This window comes from Nostoc sp. CCY 9925 (assembly GCF_963920935.1).
Taxonomy (GTDB): domain Bacteria; phylum Cyanobacteriota; class Cyanobacteriia; order Cyanobacteriales; family Nostocaceae; genus Nostoc.
In genome coordinates, this window is sequence record NZ_CAWUDO010000001.1 from 41,123 (window position 1) to 61,669 (window position 20,547).

20 protein-coding genes are annotated in these 20,547 nt (G+C 41.5%); 14 read left to right on the forward strand and 6 right to left on the reverse strand.

The genetic code is table 11. The features are described from left to right. Positions 1-85 precede the first annotated feature (85 nt). Positions 86-1,069: a metal ABC transporter solute-binding protein, Zn/Mn family gene (locus ACM0OY_RS00110; RefSeq protein WP_414566877.1), complete on the reverse strand. Its 984-nt coding sequence runs from the start codon at positions 1,067-1,069 to the stop codon at positions 86-88. 1,008 nt (positions 1,070-2,077) lie between these two features. On the opposite strand from ACM0OY_RS00110, the gene ACM0OY_RS00115 reads away from it, so the two are divergent. The 6 genes from ACM0OY_RS00115 to ACM0OY_RS00140 all read left to right on the forward strand — a co-directional run bounded on the left by ACM0OY_RS00115 (position 2,078) and on the right by ACM0OY_RS00140 (position 7,099). Beyond that, a complete protein-coding gene (locus ACM0OY_RS00115; RefSeq protein WP_414566878.1) occupies positions 2,078-2,413 on the forward strand; it encodes a hypothetical protein in 336 nt (111 codons plus the stop codon). Positions 2,414-2,830: 417 nt separating this feature from the next. After that, a complete protein-coding gene (locus ACM0OY_RS00120) occupies positions 2,831-3,181 on the forward strand; it encodes a YtxH domain-containing protein (protein WP_414566879.1) in 351 nt (116 codons plus the stop codon). Between the two features lie 11 nt (positions 3,182-3,192). Next, complete coding sequence (locus tag ACM0OY_RS00125) at positions 3,193-3,732, forward strand: DUF948 domain-containing protein (RefSeq protein ID WP_414566880.1); 540 nt, start codon at positions 3,193-3,195, stop codon at positions 3,730-3,732. 278 nt (positions 3,733-4,010) lie between these two features. Next, complete coding sequence (locus ACM0OY_RS00130; RefSeq protein WP_414566881.1) at positions 4,011-4,817, forward strand: TPM domain-containing protein; 807 nt, start codon at positions 4,011-4,013, stop codon at positions 4,815-4,817. A 142-nt stretch (positions 4,818-4,959) separates the two neighbouring features. Continuing rightward, positions 4,960-5,586 (forward strand): precorrin-8X methylmutase, encoded by a 627-nt coding sequence (locus ACM0OY_RS00135; RefSeq protein WP_414566882.1) that lies wholly within the window; start codon positions 4,960-4,962, stop codon positions 5,584-5,586. Positions 5,587-5,686: 100 nt separating this feature from the next. Further along, the gene (locus tag ACM0OY_RS00140; RefSeq protein ID WP_414566883.1) at positions 5,687-7,099 is read left to right on the forward strand and encodes a right-handed parallel beta-helix repeat-containing protein; all 1,413 of its coding nucleotides are present in this window, start codon (positions 5,687-5,689) and stop codon (positions 7,097-7,099) included. Positions 7,100-7,627: 528 nt separating this feature from the next. Here ACM0OY_RS00140 and ACM0OY_RS00145 read toward each other — a convergent pair. Next, on the reverse strand, positions 7,628-8,317 hold the full coding sequence (locus ACM0OY_RS00145) for a phosphate ABC transporter permease (RefSeq protein WP_414566884.1): 690 nt from the start codon (positions 8,315-8,317) through the stop codon (positions 7,628-7,630). A gap of 32 nt (positions 8,318-8,349) precedes the next feature. Continuing rightward, positions 8,350-9,186 (reverse strand): 4-hydroxy-tetrahydrodipicolinate reductase, encoded by an 837-nt coding sequence (gene dapB / locus ACM0OY_RS00150; protein ID WP_414567072.1) that lies wholly within the window; start codon positions 9,184-9,186, stop codon positions 8,350-8,352. A gap of 505 nt (positions 9,187-9,691) precedes the next feature. Between dapB and psbP the strand changes: the two genes are divergently transcribed. Together psbP and ACM0OY_RS00160 are read left to right on the forward strand one after the other, a co-directional pair. After that, complete coding sequence (gene psbP / locus ACM0OY_RS00155; protein ID WP_414566885.1) at positions 9,692-10,237, forward strand: photosystem II reaction center PsbP; 546 nt, start codon at positions 9,692-9,694, stop codon at positions 10,235-10,237. 146 nt (positions 10,238-10,383) lie between these two features. Continuing rightward, complete coding sequence (locus ACM0OY_RS00160) at positions 10,384-10,977, forward strand: Maf family protein (RefSeq protein WP_414566886.1); 594 nt, start codon at positions 10,384-10,386, stop codon at positions 10,975-10,977. Between the two features lie 114 nt (positions 10,978-11,091). Here ACM0OY_RS00160 and ACM0OY_RS00165 read toward each other — a convergent pair whose 3' ends face one another. Together ACM0OY_RS00165 and ACM0OY_RS00170 are read right to left on the reverse strand one after the other, a co-directional pair. Next, positions 11,092-11,646 carry an EF-hand domain-containing protein gene (locus ACM0OY_RS00165; RefSeq protein WP_414566887.1) on the reverse strand — a complete coding sequence of 185 codons (555 nt, stop codon included), beginning with the start codon at positions 11,644-11,646 and terminating at the stop codon, positions 11,092-11,094. Beyond that, positions 11,643-11,885 (reverse strand): hypothetical protein, encoded by a 243-nt coding sequence (locus ACM0OY_RS00170; protein WP_414566888.1) that lies wholly within the window; start codon positions 11,883-11,885, stop codon positions 11,643-11,645. Before ACM0OY_RS00170 ends, ACM0OY_RS00165 begins: the two co-directional genes overlap by 4 nt. A 200-nt stretch (positions 11,886-12,085) precedes the next feature. On the opposite strand from ACM0OY_RS00170, the gene ACM0OY_RS00175 reads away from it, so the two are divergent. The 4 genes from ACM0OY_RS00175 (at position 12,086) to ACM0OY_RS00190 (ending at position 17,454) form a co-directional block, all read left to right on the forward strand. Continuing rightward, on the forward strand, positions 12,086-12,835 hold the full coding sequence (locus ACM0OY_RS00175; RefSeq protein ID WP_414566889.1) for a phycocyanobilin:ferredoxin oxidoreductase: 750 nt from the start codon (positions 12,086-12,088) through the stop codon (positions 12,833-12,835). A 1,177-nt stretch (positions 12,836-14,012) separates the two neighbouring features. Next, positions 14,013-15,437, forward strand: a complete 1,425-nt coding sequence (locus tag ACM0OY_RS00180) for an HlyD family efflux transporter periplasmic adaptor subunit (RefSeq protein ID WP_414566890.1) — start codon at positions 14,013-14,015, stop codon at positions 15,435-15,437. A gap of 23 nt (positions 15,438-15,460) precedes the next feature. Next, positions 15,461-16,615, forward strand: a complete 1,155-nt coding sequence (gene devC / locus ACM0OY_RS00185; RefSeq protein WP_414566891.1) for an ABC transporter permease DevC — start codon at positions 15,461-15,463, stop codon at positions 16,613-16,615. A 128-nt stretch (positions 16,616-16,743) separates the two neighbouring features. Further along, positions 16,744-17,454: a DevA family ABC transporter ATP-binding protein gene (locus ACM0OY_RS00190; RefSeq protein ID WP_414566892.1), complete on the forward strand. Its 711-nt coding sequence runs from the start codon at positions 16,744-16,746 to the stop codon at positions 17,452-17,454. 67 nt (positions 17,455-17,521) lie between these two features. Here the strand turns inward: ACM0OY_RS00190 and ACM0OY_RS00195 are convergent, their stop codons facing one another. Further along, positions 17,522-18,343 carry a hypothetical protein gene (locus ACM0OY_RS00195; RefSeq protein ID WP_414566893.1) on the reverse strand — a complete coding sequence of 274 codons (822 nt, stop codon included), beginning with the start codon at positions 18,341-18,343 and terminating at the stop codon, positions 17,522-17,524. A 105-nt stretch (positions 18,344-18,448) separates the two neighbouring features. Between ACM0OY_RS00195 and ACM0OY_RS00200 the strand changes: the two genes are divergently transcribed. Both ACM0OY_RS00200 and ACM0OY_RS00205 read left to right on the forward strand, forming a co-directional pair. Beyond that, the gene (locus tag ACM0OY_RS00200; protein WP_414566894.1) at positions 18,449-19,234 is read left to right on the forward strand and encodes an HAD family hydrolase; all 786 of its coding nucleotides are present in this window, start codon (positions 18,449-18,451) and stop codon (positions 19,232-19,234) included. Between the two features lie 111 nt (positions 19,235-19,345). Beyond that, complete coding sequence (locus ACM0OY_RS00205) at positions 19,346-20,107, forward strand: Uma2 family endonuclease (protein WP_414566895.1); 762 nt, start codon at positions 19,346-19,348, stop codon at positions 20,105-20,107. The last annotated feature ends 440 nt before the right edge of the window (positions 20,108-20,547 follow it).

Below are 20,547 nucleotides of genomic sequence, written 5' to 3' on the forward strand. Positions count from 1 at the left end.
GAGGACATAAGCTGACCGTAAAACCAAGACACAGACATACTTTCTTTGCCTATTGCCTATTGCCTATTCCCTGCTATATGCACAATCATTTAGCTTGAAACATCAAATATGTCCCTCCTAAGCCTTCTACAATTGTGCGTGTATTAGCAATCATCATTTTCTGATAAGTATCTGCTTCGCCTCCAGCTTCTCCAAGCCCCTCAGAATACAGATTTCTCTGAGAAATTTTTACATCAGCTTCTGTGCCTATAGATTGAATTAAATTAGGGTTAATTGCTACTTCAGGAAAAATAGTTGGCACTTTAGCTTGTTTAATATTTTTAGCCAAATTATTTACTCGTGGCGTTGTCAGTTTTTCCTGATTGCGAATACTTTCCATTCCCCCTGCTAATGGAATACTGTATGCTCTAGCATAATAACCAAATGCATCAGAGGTGGTAACTAGCTTGCGTTGTTTGACAGGAATAGTCGCAATTGTTGATTTAATCCAGCTATCTAGTTGAGTGAGTTCATTTGTAATTTTTTGGGTATTGCTACTATAAACTTCTGCATCACTAGGTACTACTTTTTTCAGGTTACTATTAATGACTTTTACCATCTCGATCGCATTTTTTGTGTTATGCCAAATATGAGGATCGTTTACTCTTTTACGACCTTCCTGAAATTTTTGTGGGTTAGACAATGCAACTTGGGCAACAGCTATTTTCGGTACAGAATTTTTAGTCGCTTTAATTAATTTGATCAGATTTGGTTCAAAGTTGTAACCAGTATAAAGAATCAGATTAGCTTGTTCAATAGCTTTACGATCTTCCGGTTTTGGTTTATAAACTTTGGGATCGGCAGTAGGGGAAATCAAACAAGTGAGGTTAACTGTATTCTCGGCAACTTGTCTGGTTAAGTCACAAAGTACACTTGTAGTTGCGACGACTCGCGGAAGATTTTCATTCACCTGGGCGGTAGTCTGAGTAAATGTAGTTCTTACAGCTTGATTTCCACAGCCAACAAATCCAATTGTCAATGCAAAAAAAATAGCTCGTAATAAATTATTTTTTGGTGATTTTTTTGACATCCTCATCTCCTACTGGATGCATAAAAAAGATAATCATTATGATTCAAGAATTCAGCAAACAAGGTTTCTGCAAGCAAAATGTAGCTTTACACGACGGGCTGCAAAACTGCTAAAGGTAAAAGCACCAAGATACGAGGCGATGCTAGGTTGTCTCTTTGGTAGAAAATATAGTGCAGTCTCTCACCATCTGCATCAAGCAACTATACCATTGTGCTGATGTGCCGTCAAAATCGCAAATTGATTAAGGAGAGGAACGTAGTGATGGTGGGGCGTATCGATCATACGGGTTGATGCGAGCAAATCAAGTCGTGAATCTAAGGCAATTGTAGCTGTGCTTTTGTGAGGCGTGGATATGTATTTGCTACAAAATTGCTAAATAGGCGATTTTTAACCATTAGCTAATTGCTGTTACTTCCTGAAAAAAAGCTATATTTAGGAAAAGCTAGCGATCGCTAAACAAACCTTCTTGCCTATTGCCTATTGCCTGCTTATGGCGCTTGCGCTGCCTTTCCCGCACCACATAGCTAACTTCAAAAATCAAATCGGATTGTTTATACAATCAACTTTTTGCCGAGGAACTTTCAACGTGGTGATGTAGTATTACTATTGCTGGTATTAGGATTGAGTAAGTAGTTCGTTATTAGTCTATTTTTACTTTGAATCAATCTATAGGACTAGTATTTGATTTTTGAAATTACTCGTAGAGGCAGGGAACAGGCAATAGGCAATAGGCAATAGGCAATAGTGAAGAAGGGTATTAGAAGTGTACGAATTTTTTTCAGAAATCAAACCGGATTCCTATATGATTATTAGAAAATTAGGTTTCCTAACTCAAGAAGCAAGAAACCAGGTGAACCTTTGTTTAATAATAGCTTTGCAATTGTAATGGAAGATTGCAGTTCAAAAATGAAAGACTTTTGTAAAAATTACCTTTTGATTCATCAAAGTTCTGAATTCTTTCTTATTCATAGAATAACTCCTCAAAGCTGACATTAATCAAGATAAACAATGGTAATTTTAGTTGTCATAATTAACACCTTGATTTCATTGATGCTACTGTATGTTGCTTTGCACGTATGGAAACTTAAGCAGCGAATAGCATCTGTAGCAGATATTTTAACCGCCTATGAAATTTGTACCCATGCAACACTGTATGAAGCACCTGAAAATATTTATCTGAATCAGCAGAACATTTATAACTTACGGCAGAGAAACCAAGCACTACAAATACAAATTCAACAAGTGCAGCAAATTATCAGTCTAATTTTGCTAGGGCGGCAAATCTGGCAGCGTTATTTTCAAAGACCAGAGTTAAGACCTGGGAAAACAACACTCGGAAAATGACAATTGAACAACTTTTAAGCCAGAGTTCAGAATTGACAGCAAAATTCTGACTGCTAAATTCTTAGAATCAAAGCAACATTTGTGGCTGATATTTTGTCAGGATAGTAACTACTGCACTGTGACAAAAGCTTGGCTACCTTTAACAAAGGACTAAAGCCCTTAGTACAGGTCAGCAGAAATAAACAACTCATTAAAAATCTCTGAAAACCTTACACTGTATTCATTTTGAATTTTGTTAGCGCAGCTAAGCCGTGTCCGCGAGCGTCATTTTGAATTTTGAATTCCGCCCTGCGGTACTAGTCTACTGAATTGAGATGGTAGCTGGATTTGTACCGTGCTACATATAGATAAAAATTGTTTAAGTCTTGCAAGGGGGGAAAACCCACCTAAAATGGGTCTAAGGAGAGAAACAACAAGATGTCTAATAATCGTTCTGGAGTATTTATTGGCGGTTTGATGCTGGGAGCTACCATCGGCGCTTTAGCCGGTTTACTCGCTGCTCCACGCACAGGGCGCGAAACGCGTAAAATTTTGCAAAAATCTGCTAATGCTATCCCAGAATTGGCAGAAGATATATCAACAAGTGTGCAAATCCAAGCAGATCGGCTTTCTGCCAGCGCACTGCGAAACTGGGATGAAACTTTAGATAGATTAAAGGAAGCGATCGCCGCAGGTGTAGATGCCAGTCAGCGAGAAACCCAAGTCTTGAAGCGGCAAACATCCGTTGAAGACTCAGATTCTCTTCCCCAGCAATTAGAACGCTTATAAATGATGCAACCGTGATTGACCCCCTGTTTTGGTTGGGACTTTCCTTACTCTTAGTCGCCACAAGCTTAACTGCGGTTTTAGTGGCGGCGATACCGGCTTTGCAGGAGTTAGCACGCGCAGCCCGGAGTGCAGAAAAGCTATTTGACACACTCTCACGAGAACTACCACCGACTCTAGATGCTATCCGCGTCACTGGTTTAGAAATTACTGACTTAACTGATGATGTCAGTCAAGGTGTAAAAAGTGCCAGTCAAGTTGTCAAACAAGTTGACCAAAGCCTTGATACTGCAAGAAAACAGGCTCAAAATCTCCAAGTAGGTACACGCAGCATCTTGGTTGGCGTCAAAGCAGCTTGGAGAAACTTCACGCGCCAAAAGCCAACAAGACGAATTAGCGATCGCCTCGCCAGCAATGAAAAACCAGCACTCACGTTGCGAGAACGAGAAGTGTTGAAACAAGACAATCACCGCATCAAACCAGAAGCCTACCGCGCCAATGACGGTTACAACGACGCTGCTAGCTGGGAAACAGATTTTGATGATCAAGAGTGAATTGGGCATTGGGCATGGAAAAGAGGACAAGGGGACAAGGAGAAAGATTGTTGCAAGTTCTCACCTTGTCACCTTGTCTCCCCTATCTCCCGGTCGGTGAGCAAAGCCGAACCGCATCTCCCTCATCCTCCCATGCCGCATACCCAATACTCAAAAACGCTTTGCTTTGATCCCTAAGATTAGAGTAAAGTAAACAAGTGTAAAGAAGTATGAGTTTTCCAGTACTCTTTTAAAACAACTTGTTCACTTTTACCTTTGATATTTCTATAAAAACGTCCATGCAGTCTTGTTTTTGGCGACGAATCCTAGTATCAATTGCAGTATTTTTCCTGGCTGGGTCAATTTGGGTGATGCATTCTCCTCCGGCACTGGCTTATGACAATCCTGACTTGCTCCCAAAGACCTTTACCCCAGTTGTAGACTTAGCTAAATCTCTCCCTGAACTGCAAGAAGAAAAACTTGTCAATGATTTAGAGCAGTTTGAAGCCGACACAGGCTGGAAATTGCGAGTATTGACTCAGTATGACCGCACTCCCGGTCGGGCAGTGATCAATTATTGGGGCTTAGATGATAAAAGTATTTTGCTAGTTGCTGATTCTCGCGGCGGTAACATCCTGAGCTTTAGTGTAGGCGATGCTGTTTATGAACTTTTACCCCGGACTTTCTGGATAGAACTACAAACCAGGTTCGGCAATTTGTACTTTGTACGCGAACAAGGCGAAGACCAAGCCATTCTACAAGCTTTAGAATCTGTTAAAGGCTGTTTACTCAAAGGTGGTTGCAATGTCGTCCCCGGACTGCCAAGAGAACAGTGGATTCTCACGTTGATAACTTCAGTTATTGGTGGGATAATTTGCGGATTTGCAGCTCAACCTCGTGACAAAGGACAAGTTTTTGCTTGGCAATGGGCTTTAATTTTCTCTCCTTTATGGGGAATCTTGTTTATTGCCTTTGGCATCGGCCCAGTAGTGACACGCACAAGCGACTGGTTACCTCTAGTTCGTAATATTTCTGGGTTTCTCATCGGCGTCTTAGTTGCTTATCTATCTCCTGTTTTCACTCGCCCTTCTTCCACTAACGACTAAATATTGCCGATTTGGAAGTGCTGAGTGGGGAGTCCTGAATTCTCAATTCTGACTTTTGTACAGACGCGATTAATCGCGTCTCTACTCCTAACTCTCTTAAACTGATAAGCTGAAAGCTAAATATTTGAGAAGCTCAACAAAAATGGAATGGCACGTAACTGATGCTCAAAGTTTAGCAATCATTGATAGTGAAATTGGCGATCATGTCTTTTCACCGGCAGAGTATGAGATTGTGCGTCGGGTAATCTACGCCACGGCTGACTTTGAGTATAAGTCTTTGATTCGCTTTTCTGAGCGTGCCTTGCAAGCTGGAGCAGCAGCCTTAGCTGCGCGTACCACGATTGTGGTAGATGTACCGATGGTACAAGTAGGTATTGCCTACGACATCCAAACTACTTTTGCCAATCCAGTGTATTGCAGTATGGAAGCTTTGACACGCCCCCAAAAAGAAAAAACCCGGGCTGCATGGGGAATAGAAACCCTTGCAAAGCGTTATCCAGAGGGTATTTTTGTGGTGGGCCAAGCCCAAACAGCATTAACAGCATTGGTAGATTTAATTGAAGCTGAAGAAATTAGACCCGCTTTAATCATTGCGACTCCTGTAGGATTCGTAAACGTTGATGCCAAGGCCCGTTTACAAGACTCTCTGGTTCCCCACATCACAATAGAAAATCGCAAAGGTAATGCAGTTATAGCAGCTGCGATCGTTGACGGATTAGTAGATTTGGCTTGGCAAGCGTATGGGCAAGATAGAAATAGAGGCAGCTAAGAAAGTTAGCTCTGTGTTATCCTGTATCCAAAAGCGTATTCAAAATTAGTGAATATCCTGATATTTTTATTTAATACTGCCGAGTAAGGAGCCTAATACTGTGGTAACTGAGGGTTTAAGTATAAGCGCCTATATTGCAATCCCCGTAGTTTTAAGTCTTTTGCTCAAGGGAGACAACATCAAAGTATCTGTAGTTAAAGATGTTAGTCAGGAGTCTATCGAACAACAAGCCATCGCTCCCAGTCCGCAGTTAATCAGCACTAAAACAACTGGAAAAACATACTACGTTAGTGGCAAAGGGAACGACAAAAATAAGGGACTTTCTACCTCATCGCCTTTTAGGACTATTCAAAAGGCAGCAAATCTTACCAAGCCAGGAGACACCGTACTCGTTATGAACGGAGTCTACACAAATGCAAGTCCGAACGGAGAGGTAGTATCAATTACTCGCTCTGGAACTGCAAATGCATGGATTAAGTTTAAAGCATATCCCGGACATTCACCAAAACTTCGGCACAATGGATGGCATGGAATTTTGATTCATAATGGAGCTTCATATATTGAAGTAAACGGGTTTGAGGTGATAGGAAACAATGCCAATGTAACTCTTGATTATGCGATGAGCCAGAAGAGTAATAGATCAAACCCGCTAACAAATGGAAACTGCATTAGCGTAAATGGACGACAAAAAGGCCATCCTCACCATATACGTATTGTTAACAACAAGACACATAGTTGTGGTGGTGGAGGTATTGGAGTAATTGAATCAGACTATGTGACTATAGATAATAACGTGGTGTTTGATAATGCCTGGTACAGTATCTATGCTACCAGTGGTATTTCAATGCTGCGTAATTGGAACTTTGATAACTACCAGGGATATAAGATATTCATAACCAACAACAAAGTCTACAACAATCGACAGTATATTCCTTGGATTAAGACAGGAACTATCACCGACGGTAATGGCATTATTATAGATAGTTTAACTAAGGCAAATGACGCAAAATTCTCTCCGTATAAAGGACGTACTTTAGTTAAAAATAATTTGACTTTTCATAACGGTGGTTCAGGCATTCATACATTTTATAGCGATCGCGTTGATGTTATAAATAACACAGCTTTTTTAAATAATCAGACTCCAGAACTTAAATTAGGACAAATATTTACTCACACGTCATCTGACGTGAAAATTTTAAATAATATTCTTTATGCTTTTCCTGGCAAAAATGTTAACAGTAACAGTAGAGGTAAAAACGTTATTTTTGATTACAATATATACCTCAATACTTCCTCTGTAAATATTAAAGGGCCTCATGATATTGTTGCAGATGCAGAGTTTATCAGGACACATCCAACTCTGAGAAAAATAGCTGGTGATTGGAATTCAGAATTATCTAAGCAAAGTCGCTCTGCACCAACTTCTATCAAGCTTAATTCAGCAAGTCTTGTTTGCGAACCAGTGACTTATAGTCTCAAAGGCAAACTCATCAAGGTGGGATGTTCGCGTTAGCAAAAGTACCAAGTCGTTGGCGCAGCCTCTCGTAGAGAAGGGCAACAGGGTTGAAAGTCTCTTGGTGTGGGGCTTTTAGAGTCAATTTATGTCCGCATAATTAGTTATGATTCCCACAGTCATTGCACCCCAAAGAGCCAAAGCTGCGCTTTGTCTCCCCTCACCGCAAGCGGTGAGGGGATTAAGGGGTGGGGTTCTTCAGGTTTAATAAATAATCAAGCGGACATGATATAAGTCCTATCTTCTTTGCAAATGGGACTAGCTAGAAATGAAACACCGCACCAAAGCAGAGATTTGGTGCGGTGTTCCACAGTTTATTCAGGAATCAATCGGACTCCAATCGTTGAGAATTTTAGACCAATTTGAAAAAAGAATGCGACAGATACATACTCCCTAACCTTTGTTCTGTCTGGCTTTCTTAATTTTGACCCTTTTCTGGGAGACGCTACGCGTAGCTTGCTTCTCCGTAGGAGTACGACTCCGCTCAGGGTTAAATTTTGAATGCGTGAATTTTGAATTGGTATTAAATCACTCCTCTACTCTACGCCGACGCCGACGCGGCCTTCTTTCCTCTTGGTCTTCACGCAAGCGACGGCCGACTTCGTTAAAGAAATCGCGCCGCAGGTAAGGATAATCGCTGACCCATAACTCGCGACTGGGAATGTATATATCGGTGAATTCTTCAATGCTGCTTAAATCTGGGCGATTTGACATCACTACCATTTCTGCAATTTGACCGCGAGTAATGGCTTTATGGCTAGGACGTAGTGGTGCATCAAATTCAATGGTAAATCCTGTGTCATCACCAAGTTCTAAGTTAATGCGTTTTTCTCGGTTTTCTACAATTACTAATTCACCTTTGCTATTGACGGTTTCCTGTTTCCCAATTAACTGGTCTGTAATCCACCAATCTAGAACTCGACCACGAAAAAAGCCACTATATTTGTAACGGCGGCACTGTATATTCCGCATACTTGCTTGAAATACTGGATACCACAGCCAGAAAAAAGCGCTAATTACCCCCACCACAAATACTATTGAAGCAAACTCAAGCCTGAAAATGACTGTCACAAGCAGAATTACGACTATAGAAACTACAGAAATTAACAGCCGTTGCAAAAAATTTGCAAACTTCCCCCAGTAGTACTTGTACTGTAAACCAGTGGCAATCAGAGGGACGACTTGTTCAAATTTCTGGCGAGTCAGTGGTACTAACATGAGTGCTGAGTACTGAATAAGGGGTAATGAGTTTAAAGTATTTTTTCTAATCCATATACTAACGACTTTAGCGCTAAGACTTTGCGAATGGCTAATAACACTCCTGGCATATAGCAAGCGCGATCGCTCGTATCATGTCGTAAAGTATAAATCTGTCCCGGTGCGCCAAAAATAACTTCCTGATGAGCAACCAGCCCCGGCAAGCGCACGCTATGAATTCTAATGCCTTCCTCTGCTTGGCTGCCCCTAGCTCCTGCTAATTTCTCAGTTTCTTGCACTAAAGCAGGGTTAAAGATTTTACCTAATTCTCCTAATAACTGCGCCGTTTGAATCGCAGTACCACTGGGAGCATCAGCTTTTTGGTTGTGATGGAGTTCGATAATTTCTACATGGTCAAAATATTGAGAGGCGGCGACTGCGGCTTGTTGCAGCAGCACCATGCCAATGGAAAAGTTAGGAATAATTAGACAACCAGTACTAGCTTTTTCGGCAAAGTCTGCGAGATCTTGAATTTGTTCTGGACTTAATCCCGTGGTGCCAACTACAGGACGAATACCATAGGCGATCGCACTGCGAATATTGTCATAAACTGAATCGGGATGGGTAAAGTCTACCATCACCCCAGGCGGCCCTTGTCTCTCCCCAGCCACATAACCCAACATCGGTTCTAATTGATTGGTAATTGGCACTTCCAAAGGTTCGCTTAAACCTGCCAATTCTCCAGCATCTTTATCTTGATGTTCCGGACTGCTGTCAATTGCACCCACTAAGTTCAAATCGGGTGCTTGCGCCACCGCCTTAACTACTTCACGACCCATTTTACCAGCAGCACCATTGACAATAACCGGGATAGGAGCTTGATTCGTCATATGTTGAGAAATATTTTTTGAGTTAACAAGGGCATTGTAAAGACTTTTGCGATGTAAAAATACCAGTCCCCAGTCCCTAGTTGCTTTTTCATAGATGGCGCTGAAAATTTTTTCATCGGCACTGCCCTGATAAGTAGCTCCTGATAAAGCTATTAACCTTTCTTTGTCAAGTTTAGTTGACGAACTGTAATAAAATTTGTTATGTTTGTTTACATAGGTTAACAAAGCAGCAAAGCAAGCCACCTAGCTAAGGTTGCACCCTGTATATGACCTTTCTAGTTTTGGTTGCCTTGAATGTTAGCTAAAAAATAGATTTCGGTATCGGTATATCTCATCGACATTTGGACTTCTCCCATTTACCTCGGCTATCAAGTCGGGGTTTTTTGTTTTCTTGATTAGCCCTCCCCATCTTATGGTTTATCCGAAGCGTGCCGCTTGATGGGAGAATAAAAACGAGAAATGATGCTTGCCTGGTATTGCCTCCAGCCCAAAGGAATCTGTATAAATGTGGAAACGAATTGTATTAATTTTCCTATTAGTGTTGAGCTTCAGCCTGAGTAATTCTGGTGTAGCGGTTGCAGCTGGACTCAAAAGCTTTGTAGACACCAATGATGGCTATCAGTTTTTATATCCTAATGGCTGGCTGCAAGTTAAAGTTGCCAACGGTCCGGATGTGGTTTTTCACGATTTAATTGAGGTATCTGAAAACGTTTCTGTGGTGATTAGCCCAGTTCCAGAAAATAAAACCTTAGCAGAATTGGGAACTCCAACAGAAGTAGGGTACAAGTTGGGAAAAGCAGCTCTAGCGCCTGCTGATTCTGGCCGTTCAGCCGAATTAATCAATGCGGCGCAGCGAGAAGTAGACGGTAAAACATATTACCTCTTGGAGTATGAAGTTAAACTCCCTAGTCAACAGCAACGACACAACATCGCCAGCGTCGCTGTTAGCCGTGGTAAACTTTTTACCTTCAACGCCTCAATTTCTGAAAAACGCTGGCCAAAAGTTAAACAAACAATTGATGAGGTTGTAAATTCTTTTTCTGTTTATTAGTCATTGGTTATTGGTCATTGGGAGTGCTGTTAGCGGTAGCGGGGCGTTTAGCCCGTGTTGACTGTTGATTTGACTCAGGAGTTATTATTCTCCCCCTGCCTCCCCTGCCTCCCCTGCCTCCCCTGCTCCCTCATCTCTGCTTCTTTATGAGCATTCCACCTTTTGTACTGGCCTCAGCTTCTCCAGCGCGACGGCGCTTGCTACAAACTGTTGGTATTGAACCGATAGTTCGACCGAGTGACTTTGATGAGTCGCAAATCCAATTAAGTGAACCTGCACAATTGGTCAAAACTCTTGCCCAGTACAAAGCCCAAACCGTAGCCCCACAGTTTGAATCAGCTTTGATTATGGGCTGTGATTCGGTTTTGTCTGTAAATAATGAGATTCATGGCAAACCAGTAGACGCTAGTGAAGCGATCGCCCGTTGGGAGATAATGCAGGGTAGCTTTGGTGACTTATACACAGGTCACGCCTTAATTGACCTTCACCAAGATCGCACTTTAGTCAAGTCTCAAGTTACAAGAGTTTACTTTGCTCCAATGACCGACAAGGCAATTAAAGCTTATGTTGCCACAGGTGAACCCCTCAAGTGTGCTGGTGCCTTTGCCCTTGAAGGTTTTGGAAGTTTGTTCGTCGAAAAAATTGAAGGCTGTCACAGCAATGTCATTGGACTGAGTTTACCCTTGCTGCGGGAGATGTTAGCAGAACTGGGATACGATGTTACGGATTTTTGGCAATAGTCAATGAATTTTGGATTTGAGATTTGAGATTTACCCTAAGCTATTAAGTCAGGGTGAAGAAATGTTTGCTCACCCTGCCGCACTTCACTTGCACCTGACTTGTATAGGAAACGATTATGAATCGAGCGGGCCGAGCAGCCAGTAGCCCGGAGAATCAAGCGAGTCGTCGAAGTAATAGCCGCGGATGGCTTCGAGTAGGTCACGGGTGGTGATGAAGCCATCGGCGTCTTGGTCAAGGTGACGGAATACCTCACGGGCATCTTGCTCGGATAGGTGCATCATAGCCCCAGTCCAGCGGATCTCATCAGTGACAGTAAGCTTGCCGTCCTGATCCTGGTCAACGATATCCATAATGGCGGAAAGATAAGGCATGTAACTCTGGTCAAACGCTTCAGTAGTTTCTAGCAGTCCCAACGCGAATGCTGCTTTGTACTCTGCCTCGCTGATGCGCCCATCGGTGTTTGTGTCGGCAACTTGCAACAAGTGATCCCACAAGCCTAAGCAGACCTCAAGCAGGCGTTGTCGGGCAGGAGATTCTTCTTCATGACCGAATTCTTCAGCTAGACGTGCAACTGACATCTCGAAGTCGCTCCGCTCAATAAAGCCGTTGCGATCGTCATCGAAGGTGCGGAAGCGTTTGGAGAGTTTCCGATCCAGGAAATGGTTCATAGGGTTTTGGCGATATCACGTAATTGGCTGATGTTCAGTATCGCCTCTCCATGATCTGGAATCCAAGCTAGCCATTCATCTTTGGAAACTGGACACAATAAAAGTGCTTCGTCAAAACTCAAAGGGTTGGGAAGTTCCAAAAGCTTGACCCAACTAGAAACTTTTAACTGCTGTAAATCTTCCAGATTCCGCCTTCTTGCTTGAACAGCAAAATCTGGTCTATTAGAATCTAGTTTCATATCTTCACCTTAGCCTTAACCAATGGGCTAATCTAAAATTATTTCTGTAACTTACACTACAAAATAAATAATACTTCTGAAAAGCAGCTGTCTTATAACTTTACGTTGGCTGTTGTAAGTGTTTGCTTAATATTGCAAGCTATGACTGTGAGGCACGGCAGGTTGTAGACTGGCTACTAGATCGCATTCCCAACTAGAATATGTCATTTACTTCTATGCCCTCGCTGCGTGAGCAACAACATCCCCTAATTCGTCAGCTAGCTGATTGTATTGAGGCAGCTTGGCATCAGCATCTGGATCTCTCGCCCTACCATTTGCCTGCTGAGTTGGGGTATGTGGAAGGTAGACTAGAAGGGGAAAAACTGACCATTGAAAACCGTTGCTATCAAACCCCTCAGTTCCGGAAAATGCACTTGGAACTAGCAAAAATCGGAAATATGCTCGATATTTTGCATTGCGTCATGTTTCCCCGTCCAGAATACAACCTGCCGATGTTTGGTTGTGATTTAGTGGGGGGTAGAGGTCAAATTAGCGCGGCGATCGCAGACCTTTCTCCCATACACTTAGAACGTACCTTACCAGAATCTTATACTGCTGAACTCACACAGCTAACAGTGCTGAACTTTTCCCAACCGCGAGAATTACCTGAATGGGGAAATATTTTTTCAGATTATTGTATCTTTGTGCGTCCTAGTTCTCCAGAAGAAGAAACAATGTTTCTCTCTCGTGTGCGAGACTTTTTAGAAATTCATTGTACCCAAGCGATCGCTTCTAGTCCAGTTCCACTCGAACAAGTCACACAAAATCTCGCTGGACAACACAATTACTGCACTAAACAGCAGCAAAACGACAAAACCCGTCGCGTACTAGAAAAAGCCTTTGGGCCAGCTTGGGCAGAACATTACATGACCACAGTCCTATTCGACCTTCCACAGGAGATTTCCAGATAAAAAATCTCCAACCCAGAAGGTGAGAGGGCGCTATGACACGGGGACACGGGGACACGGGGACACGGGGACACGGGGACGAGAATAACTCCCTAACTCCTTACTCTTGACTCCTAATGCCCCATGCCCAATGCCCAATGCCCTTATTCCCGCATCTGTAGGCTCTGTTACGTTTTCCGGTAACTGATAAATGTAGAATTCATTCAACGAGAGTTTGATGGAGTCCCAAAATAGAAGCAGGGAGATTAATAAAACCAATTAGCTTTAACTAGGTTACAGATAATGATGCGGGGACACAGTGACACAGTGACGCAAAGAAAAATGTGTAGCAAAATTTTTGAGAATTGGTATCAGGTCTTTGAAACAAATGATTTTTGATCTTGTTTTTCAATGTTGTAAATAACTGTAGCCTCCGCTGATTAGGCTGTGCTAGCTCAAACAGTTATCAGCGATCAAAATTTAAGTTGGAGATTTGAAACAATTAATTAGCTATCAGGAAAGATAAGAATTTAGAATTCAGAATTCAGGAGCCGAGCCGGAGAAGCTCTGCCTGTGGTCAGAATTAATAGATTTAGATGCCCAAGTTTGATAATTTGCACAAAATCAATCAGGTATAAAACTATTTATTTCCTGACTATTCTAGTTGCTAAGTTCTGATCAATAAATAGTTACTAGCGTTCACTGATTAGTTAATGTCAATAACTTTATCCTTGCGATACTGAATGTAGTAGTACAGTACCGCATCATAGCAGTTATGGATTTTTAATAAAGAGGCGATATCTTGCATCTTTATAGTTGAATTCATAACTGCAATTGGGCAGGGCATAAATTTCAATTCTGAGTGATGGAGCTTGTGAATGATCGAATTTTCTTCACTTTCATTTCACATCTGAAAAATACTCAGAGTTATTAGATAGCCAGCTACAAGAGGGCATCATACCAATTCAAAATTCAAACTTCAAACTTAAGAAAGCCAGACAGAATAAAGGTTTGGGAGTATGTATCTGTCGCATTCTTTTTTCAAATTGCCATCATTTTGCAAAGCTTTAGTGTGAGTGTTGAGTGTCGATCGCGCAATGGATTTTAAGCCATAGCCATTGTTTATCCTAAGCGGCTGGCTATTGATTAAAAACCCTTTTTTACTTGCATCAGCACAATTCAGATAAACGGGCAACATACTATGTCAAGGGTGACCGAGAAGCCAAAGCCAACTGAGCAGACATTTAATCCCGAACAACCTAAAATTTGGTGGGGTATTGCTGTAGCAGTGCCAATAGTAATTGCTGCTGGGGTACTAGGTACAGCTAAAATCGAGCAGCTCAAAAAACTAACTGTATCCGCACCCGTAATGCCATCTACCAATAGCGTTAGTGCTGTGGGGCGTTTGGAACCGCGAGGCGAAGTTATTAAATTGTCTGCGCCATCCTCAGGATTAGCACCATCCTCACGAATTCAGCAGCTTCTAGTGAAAGAGGGTGAAAAAGTCAGGCAAGGTCAAATTGTAGCAATTTTGGATAACCGCGATACTCAAATAGCCGCACTAGAAGAGGCAAAAGCTAAAGTCCAAGAAGCCCGTGCGAATTTAGCGCAAGTCAGAGCCGGATCTCCAAGAGATATTCAAGCCCAAAGAGCGGTTATTGCTCGCCTACAAGCGCAGTTACTTGGCGAAAGGGATGCTCAGCAAGCAAGCATCACTAGAATTGCAGCTCAGTTGAGTGGAGAAAAACTCGTCCAACAAGCAACTGTAAATCGCCTAGAAGCTGAACTTAGCGGACAAAGAGAGGCTCTCAGAGCAACAGTTACACGTATCCAAGCCGAACAGCGCAATGCTCAAGTCGATGCTGGGCGCTATGATTTTTTATACCGAGAAGGTGCGATTTCTCAGCAGGAACGGGATAGAAGACGCCTGAGTGCAGTTACAGCTAATCAGCAGGTTGCTGAAAGTCAAGCCACCCTGAAGCAGACATTGGCAACGCTACGACAGCAACTTGCCGAGGCCAGAGCTAGTCAAATACAAAATTTAGCAACTTTGCAACAGCAGCTGATTGAAGCGAAAGTTAACCGTGACAAAACTGTAGCAACTTTGCAAAGACAAATTGATGAAGAAAAAGCCAAACTCAGCAGACTTTTGGACGTTAGTCCTACTGATGTGCAAGTAGCCCTCGCCCAAGTTAGTAATGCGATCGCTAATGTCAGAAAAGCCGAAGCAGAACTGAAATTAAGCTACGTTCAAGCACCAATCGCAGGAGAAATTTTAAAGGTTTACACCAAGTCAGGTGAAGCTATAGGTGCAAATGGCATTGCTGAAATTGGACAAACTAGTCAAATGTTTGTAGTTGCTGAAGTTCCTGAAGATAGTATTAGCAAAGTGCGTCTCGGTCAAAATGCTACTATCACTAGCGATAATGGAGCATTTGGTGGCGAATTTAAAGGAACTGTCACTGAAATTGGCAGAAAAATTGGCAAAAAAGATGTATTGAATACAGATCCAGCAGCAGATGTGGATGCCAGAGTCATAGAAGTAAAAATTGCTCTCTCTCCAGAAGATAGTCTGCAAGTTTCTGGTTTAACTTATGCGAAAGTTCTTGTGGAAATTAATAACTAAGTCATCAGAAATCAATCTTGATAATGAATAAAAAAATACCTCTGTCATGGCTACAACTAACAAGAGAAAGAACTCGCCTAGCTGTGGCTTTGGCCGGAATTGCTTTTGCTGACATTTTGATGTTTATGCAACTCGGATTTCGGGATGCTTTGTATTATAGTAACGTTCGATTCCATAGCAGTTTGCAGGGCGATATTGTTTTAATTAACAGTCAATCTAGTGCTGTTTTAGCCATGAGAAGCTTTTCTCAACGACGATTATATAAAGCTTTAGAGTTACCAACAGTAGAATCAGTACATCCTATATATTTAGATTATACAACCTGGAAAAATCCGATCACAGGTCGCCCTCGTAGTATCCTGATATTTGGGATGAATCCAGAAACTAACTTGCTCAATTTACCTGGAGTTCAGGAAAATTTAGAAAAACTTAAACTACCAGATGTAGTTTTATTTGACCGTTCTTCTAGGGTTGAATATGGCCCAATTGCTGCTGATTTTGACCAAGGAAAAACCGTCACAGCAGAAGTACGAAGGCGGCGAACGAGAGTAGTAGGACTATTTACATTAGGTGCATCATTTGGTGCAGATGGTAACTTAATTACCAGTGATGTTAACTTTCTGCGGATATTCAACACTCGTCAGAAAGGATTAATTGATATTGGCTTAATTAAATTGAAACCTGGAGCAAATGTTAACGCTGTGGCTGAGGATTTAAAGAAATATATACCTAAAGAGATAAATGTTTTAACTAAACAAGAATTTATTGACTTTGAGCGAAATTACTGGGCAAGTAGTACAGCTATCGGATTTATTTTCACGCTGGGAACTATCATGGGTTTTATTGTAGGAACTGTAATTGTTTATCAAATTCTTTATACAGAAGTTTCAGATCACTTAGCCGAGTACGCTACTCTTAAAGCCATAGGCTATACACATAACTATTTATTGAAAGTGATTTTGCAAGAGGCTTTTCTACTAGCTGTTTTAGGATATTTCCCCGGAATATTTTTTTCTTTATTTATGTATCAAAGTGCAAGAGAGGCAACGCTTCTACCAGTATTTATGAGTTTTGATCGCGCCACAACTGTGTTGATTTTGACCATAATCATGTGTTTTGTTTCTGGTGCGATCGCAGTCCGAAAATTACGCTCTGCCGATCCAGCAGATATATTTTAATTAATTGAAGATTAATGATTAATTATTGTCAGTTTTGAGAATTATAATTATTAATAGTTAATTCTCCCCAACTTCTGGCAATCAATACAGTTCCGTCTCGGAACTCCCAACTCATAGCTAACAAAATTATGAAGAGACAAGAACCTGTAATTGCCATTAAAAGCCTGAATCATTACTATGGCAAAGGCGCACTGAAGAAACAAATTTTATTTGACATCAACCTAGAAATTAATCCAGGTGAAATTGTAATTATGACCGGCCCATCAGGTTCAGGTAAAACAACGTTACTGAGCTTGATTGGTGGTTTGCGGTCTGTACAAGAGGGAAGTTTGAAATTTTTAGGTGAAGAACTGTTTGGTGTCAGTCAGAACAAACTAGTGCAGATGCGGCGTAACATTGGTTATATTTTCCAAGCTCACAATTTGCTGGGGTTCTTGACTGCGAAGCAAAACGTACAAATGGCAGTAGAATTAAACGATCGCATTTCTCAAGCAGAAGCGATCGCTAAATCAGAAATGATGCTGCGGGCTGTTGGTTTAGAAGAAAGGATTAATTATTATCCAGATAATCTTTCTGGTGGTCAAAAACAAAGAATTGCGATCGCCCGCGCCCTAGTGAATCGTCCTCCTCTAGTGCTGGCAGACGAACCAACAGCCGCATTAGATAAACAATCAGGACGCGATGTCGTAGAAATCATGCAGAGTCTAGCTAAAAATCAAGGTACAACTATCTTGTTAGTCACACACGACAACCGCATTTTAGACATCGCCGATCGCATCGTAGAAATGGAAGATGGCCTGTTAACTCGTAATTCCTCAAATACAGTTATTCAGTCATAATTTTGATGTCATTTTGATTTTGCTAATGACTAATGACTAATGACTAATGACTAATGACTAATGAAAATTATTGTTTAGCCAAGCCTGATTTTTTCGTTCCAGGTTGATTTGGTGGAGTTGGAGCATTTGGTTGGCGACTAGTACGAAAAGTCACATTCACGCCTTCATTTGATTGCTCCAACACCAGTAAAGGTGTAGGTTTAGCCTTTTGATCCCAATGCATGGTAGCAATCCGACCTTGAATAGTTGGTTGCCAACTATCTTCATCGTCCATAGGACTTAAATAAGTTTCTATACAATCAATAATTTGACTAATAGTTGCGGAAGTTGCTTGCGTCGGTAACTTCATTAACCGGACTTGAATACGAAATAGTACGCGCTTAGCAGAGTTCGGTGGATTACCAGTTTCATACTCTACATCAAAAATTTCATCCACTTGACGACCGGCACTGTTAGCAATTCCGACCGATCCTTGTTGGGCTTGATTTGGGCGCAGCGCTTGAGAAATTTTATCTTTGACCTTAATCTTTACTTGATTAAGAATCGCAAAGTGAAACACCTCCTCTGACATCCGCATTCGCAGATAATCTAGGTTAAAATCCCGTGAGTTCACTAAATCGGGATTAGTTTCCATTTTGCGAATTGTTTCCAGAGCTAGCTTAAATTTTTTTTCTAATTCTCGCGCGCGGAATTGTTCAAACTTAATTTTTTTCTCCAGTTGATTCATCTGGAGTTTACTATACACAATCAAAGCAATCACCACTAAAGCCAGTCCTCCAGAGGTTAGCACCAAGAATGGTGGTATTTGAGGATTATTTGCTGGCACTTCTTGGGATGCCTTTTTAGTTTTTGTCCCGGAGGATTGGGCAAGAAACATCGAAGTGGGCATGGTGGGGAAACTGAAAAACTTGACTCCTGATGTTTAGGATGCCCAAATTTTCAAGGTCATCTTGCTGTATGATTAATATTTTTTACAGCTTTTTACAAACTGCATATGCCAAAACATCTGAGCCTCACTGCCCTGTCTGAGGTTTCATCTACTTGCCTGAGGAATATTCGTCTCATCGCCACAGATATGGATGGCACTCTCACTAAACGAGGAAAATTTACTCCCGCACTGCTGCAAGCTTTAGAGGATTTAGCAGCAGCTAACATTAAGGTACTGATTGTCACAGGACGTTCTGCTGGATGGGTGAGTGGATTGAGTAGTTTGATGCCAGTGGCAGGTGCTATGGCAGAAAATGGCGGTTTGTACTTTCCACCTGGTAACCAGAAACCAGTAGTCTTAACACCCATTGCCGATTTAATTAAGCATCGCCAGCAGTTGGCTACAACTTTTGAAAAGTTACAAACTCAATTTCCCCAAATCCAAGAATCTGTTGATAATCGCTTTCGCGTCACCGATTGGACTTTTGATGTAGCTGGTTTGAGTCAAGATAAACTACAAATTTTAGAGCGTCTCTGTCAACAAATGGGTTGGGGATTTACTTACAGTAACGTCCAGTGTCACATTAAACCCCAAGGGCAAGATAAAGCTGTGGGATTGTTGCAAGTATTACGGGAATACTTGCCCGATTATTCACCAGAACAAATTGTCACCGTAGGCGATAGTCCCAATGATGAAAGTTTATTCGATCGCCATTATTTTCCTATTTCTGTAGGCGTGGCAAATGTGCTGGAATATGTAGACAAATTGCAACATCAGCCCGCTTATATTACCACTGCTGCCGAAGGCGATGGATTTTGTGAATTATCTAGTTACATTTTGCAAAGCTTCTAAATTCCAAATTAGGGAGAATCGCACTTGCTCTACAATAATCTTGTACCACTGATTTTACTTATGGGCATTCTTAATTTTGAATTTTGAATTTTGAATTCGGAGCAAAGCTACATGACGGCTACTCTACCTATTAGTGTCGAATCAGAAATTTTCTACCCTAGTGCTGATGGTCAACCAGTGGCAGAAACCTACGACCACCTTTATGCTTTATTAACTACCTTAGAAGTACTCAAACAGTATTTGTCAGATCGTCAGGCAACAGTATTAGCAAATCAATTTCTTTACTATGCACAAGGTTTTCCCAAATTACGGGTAGCCCCAGATGTGATGGTAATTTTTGATGTTGCACCCGGCGGTCGGGACAACTATAAAATTTGGGAAGAGGGTCAAGTACCAACAGTGATTTTTGAAATGACATCCTTTGGTACTAAAGGACAAGACGAAATTTTCAAAAAGACCTTGTATGAGCAGCTGGGTGTTAAAGAATACTGGTTATTTGACCCGAAAGGCGAGTGGGTAGAACAACAGTTACGCGGTTATCGCTTGCGGGGAGAAATCTACGAACCCATAGAGGATGGACGCAGTGAACCACTACAACTGCGTTTAGCGATCGAAGGAAAGATAATTGCGTTTTATCGAGAGGATACAGGCGAAAAATTACTCATCGCCGATGAATTGGTAGAAGCTTTACGGCAGGAAGTTGTAGCAAGGCAGCAGGCAGAGGAACGCGCCGAACAAGAAAGTCAACGTGCAGAACAAGAACGTCAACGCGCAGAACAAGAGCGTCAACGTGCAGAACAAGCGCAATTAGAAATAGAACAGTTAAAGGCAAAATTGCGATCGCTCAACATAGACCCCGATACTATTGAGTAAATTTTTTGTACTTTTAATTACGAATTACGAATTACGAATTATTATCAAGTCAAATTTATTACTTTAAGCATCTTACAATAGATGGGTGTCTACCGAGTTTCAATCTATCACCCATAGGACTTACGCAAAAACTCTCTGAAACTCTTATTCCTTTGTGTCCTTTGTGGTTCGTTTTTTCATAATTTTGCGTAAGTCCTGACCCAGAGAAGCTAAGAGACTAACAGATACTTCAAAAAAGACAGTTTAGCGTTTGATTTCCAACTTCTACCAGAAAGTGCAAAACCAAATACTAGGACTCCTATTTGATTTTTGAAAAAACTTGCCCTCAATTCAAAAAGGTTGATTCCCTACTCGCTGACTACACAAATAAATTCAAAAATCAAAGTGGATTACTATATAGAGTCAATAATTTACCTTTAAATATTGAGGTATAAAATCAT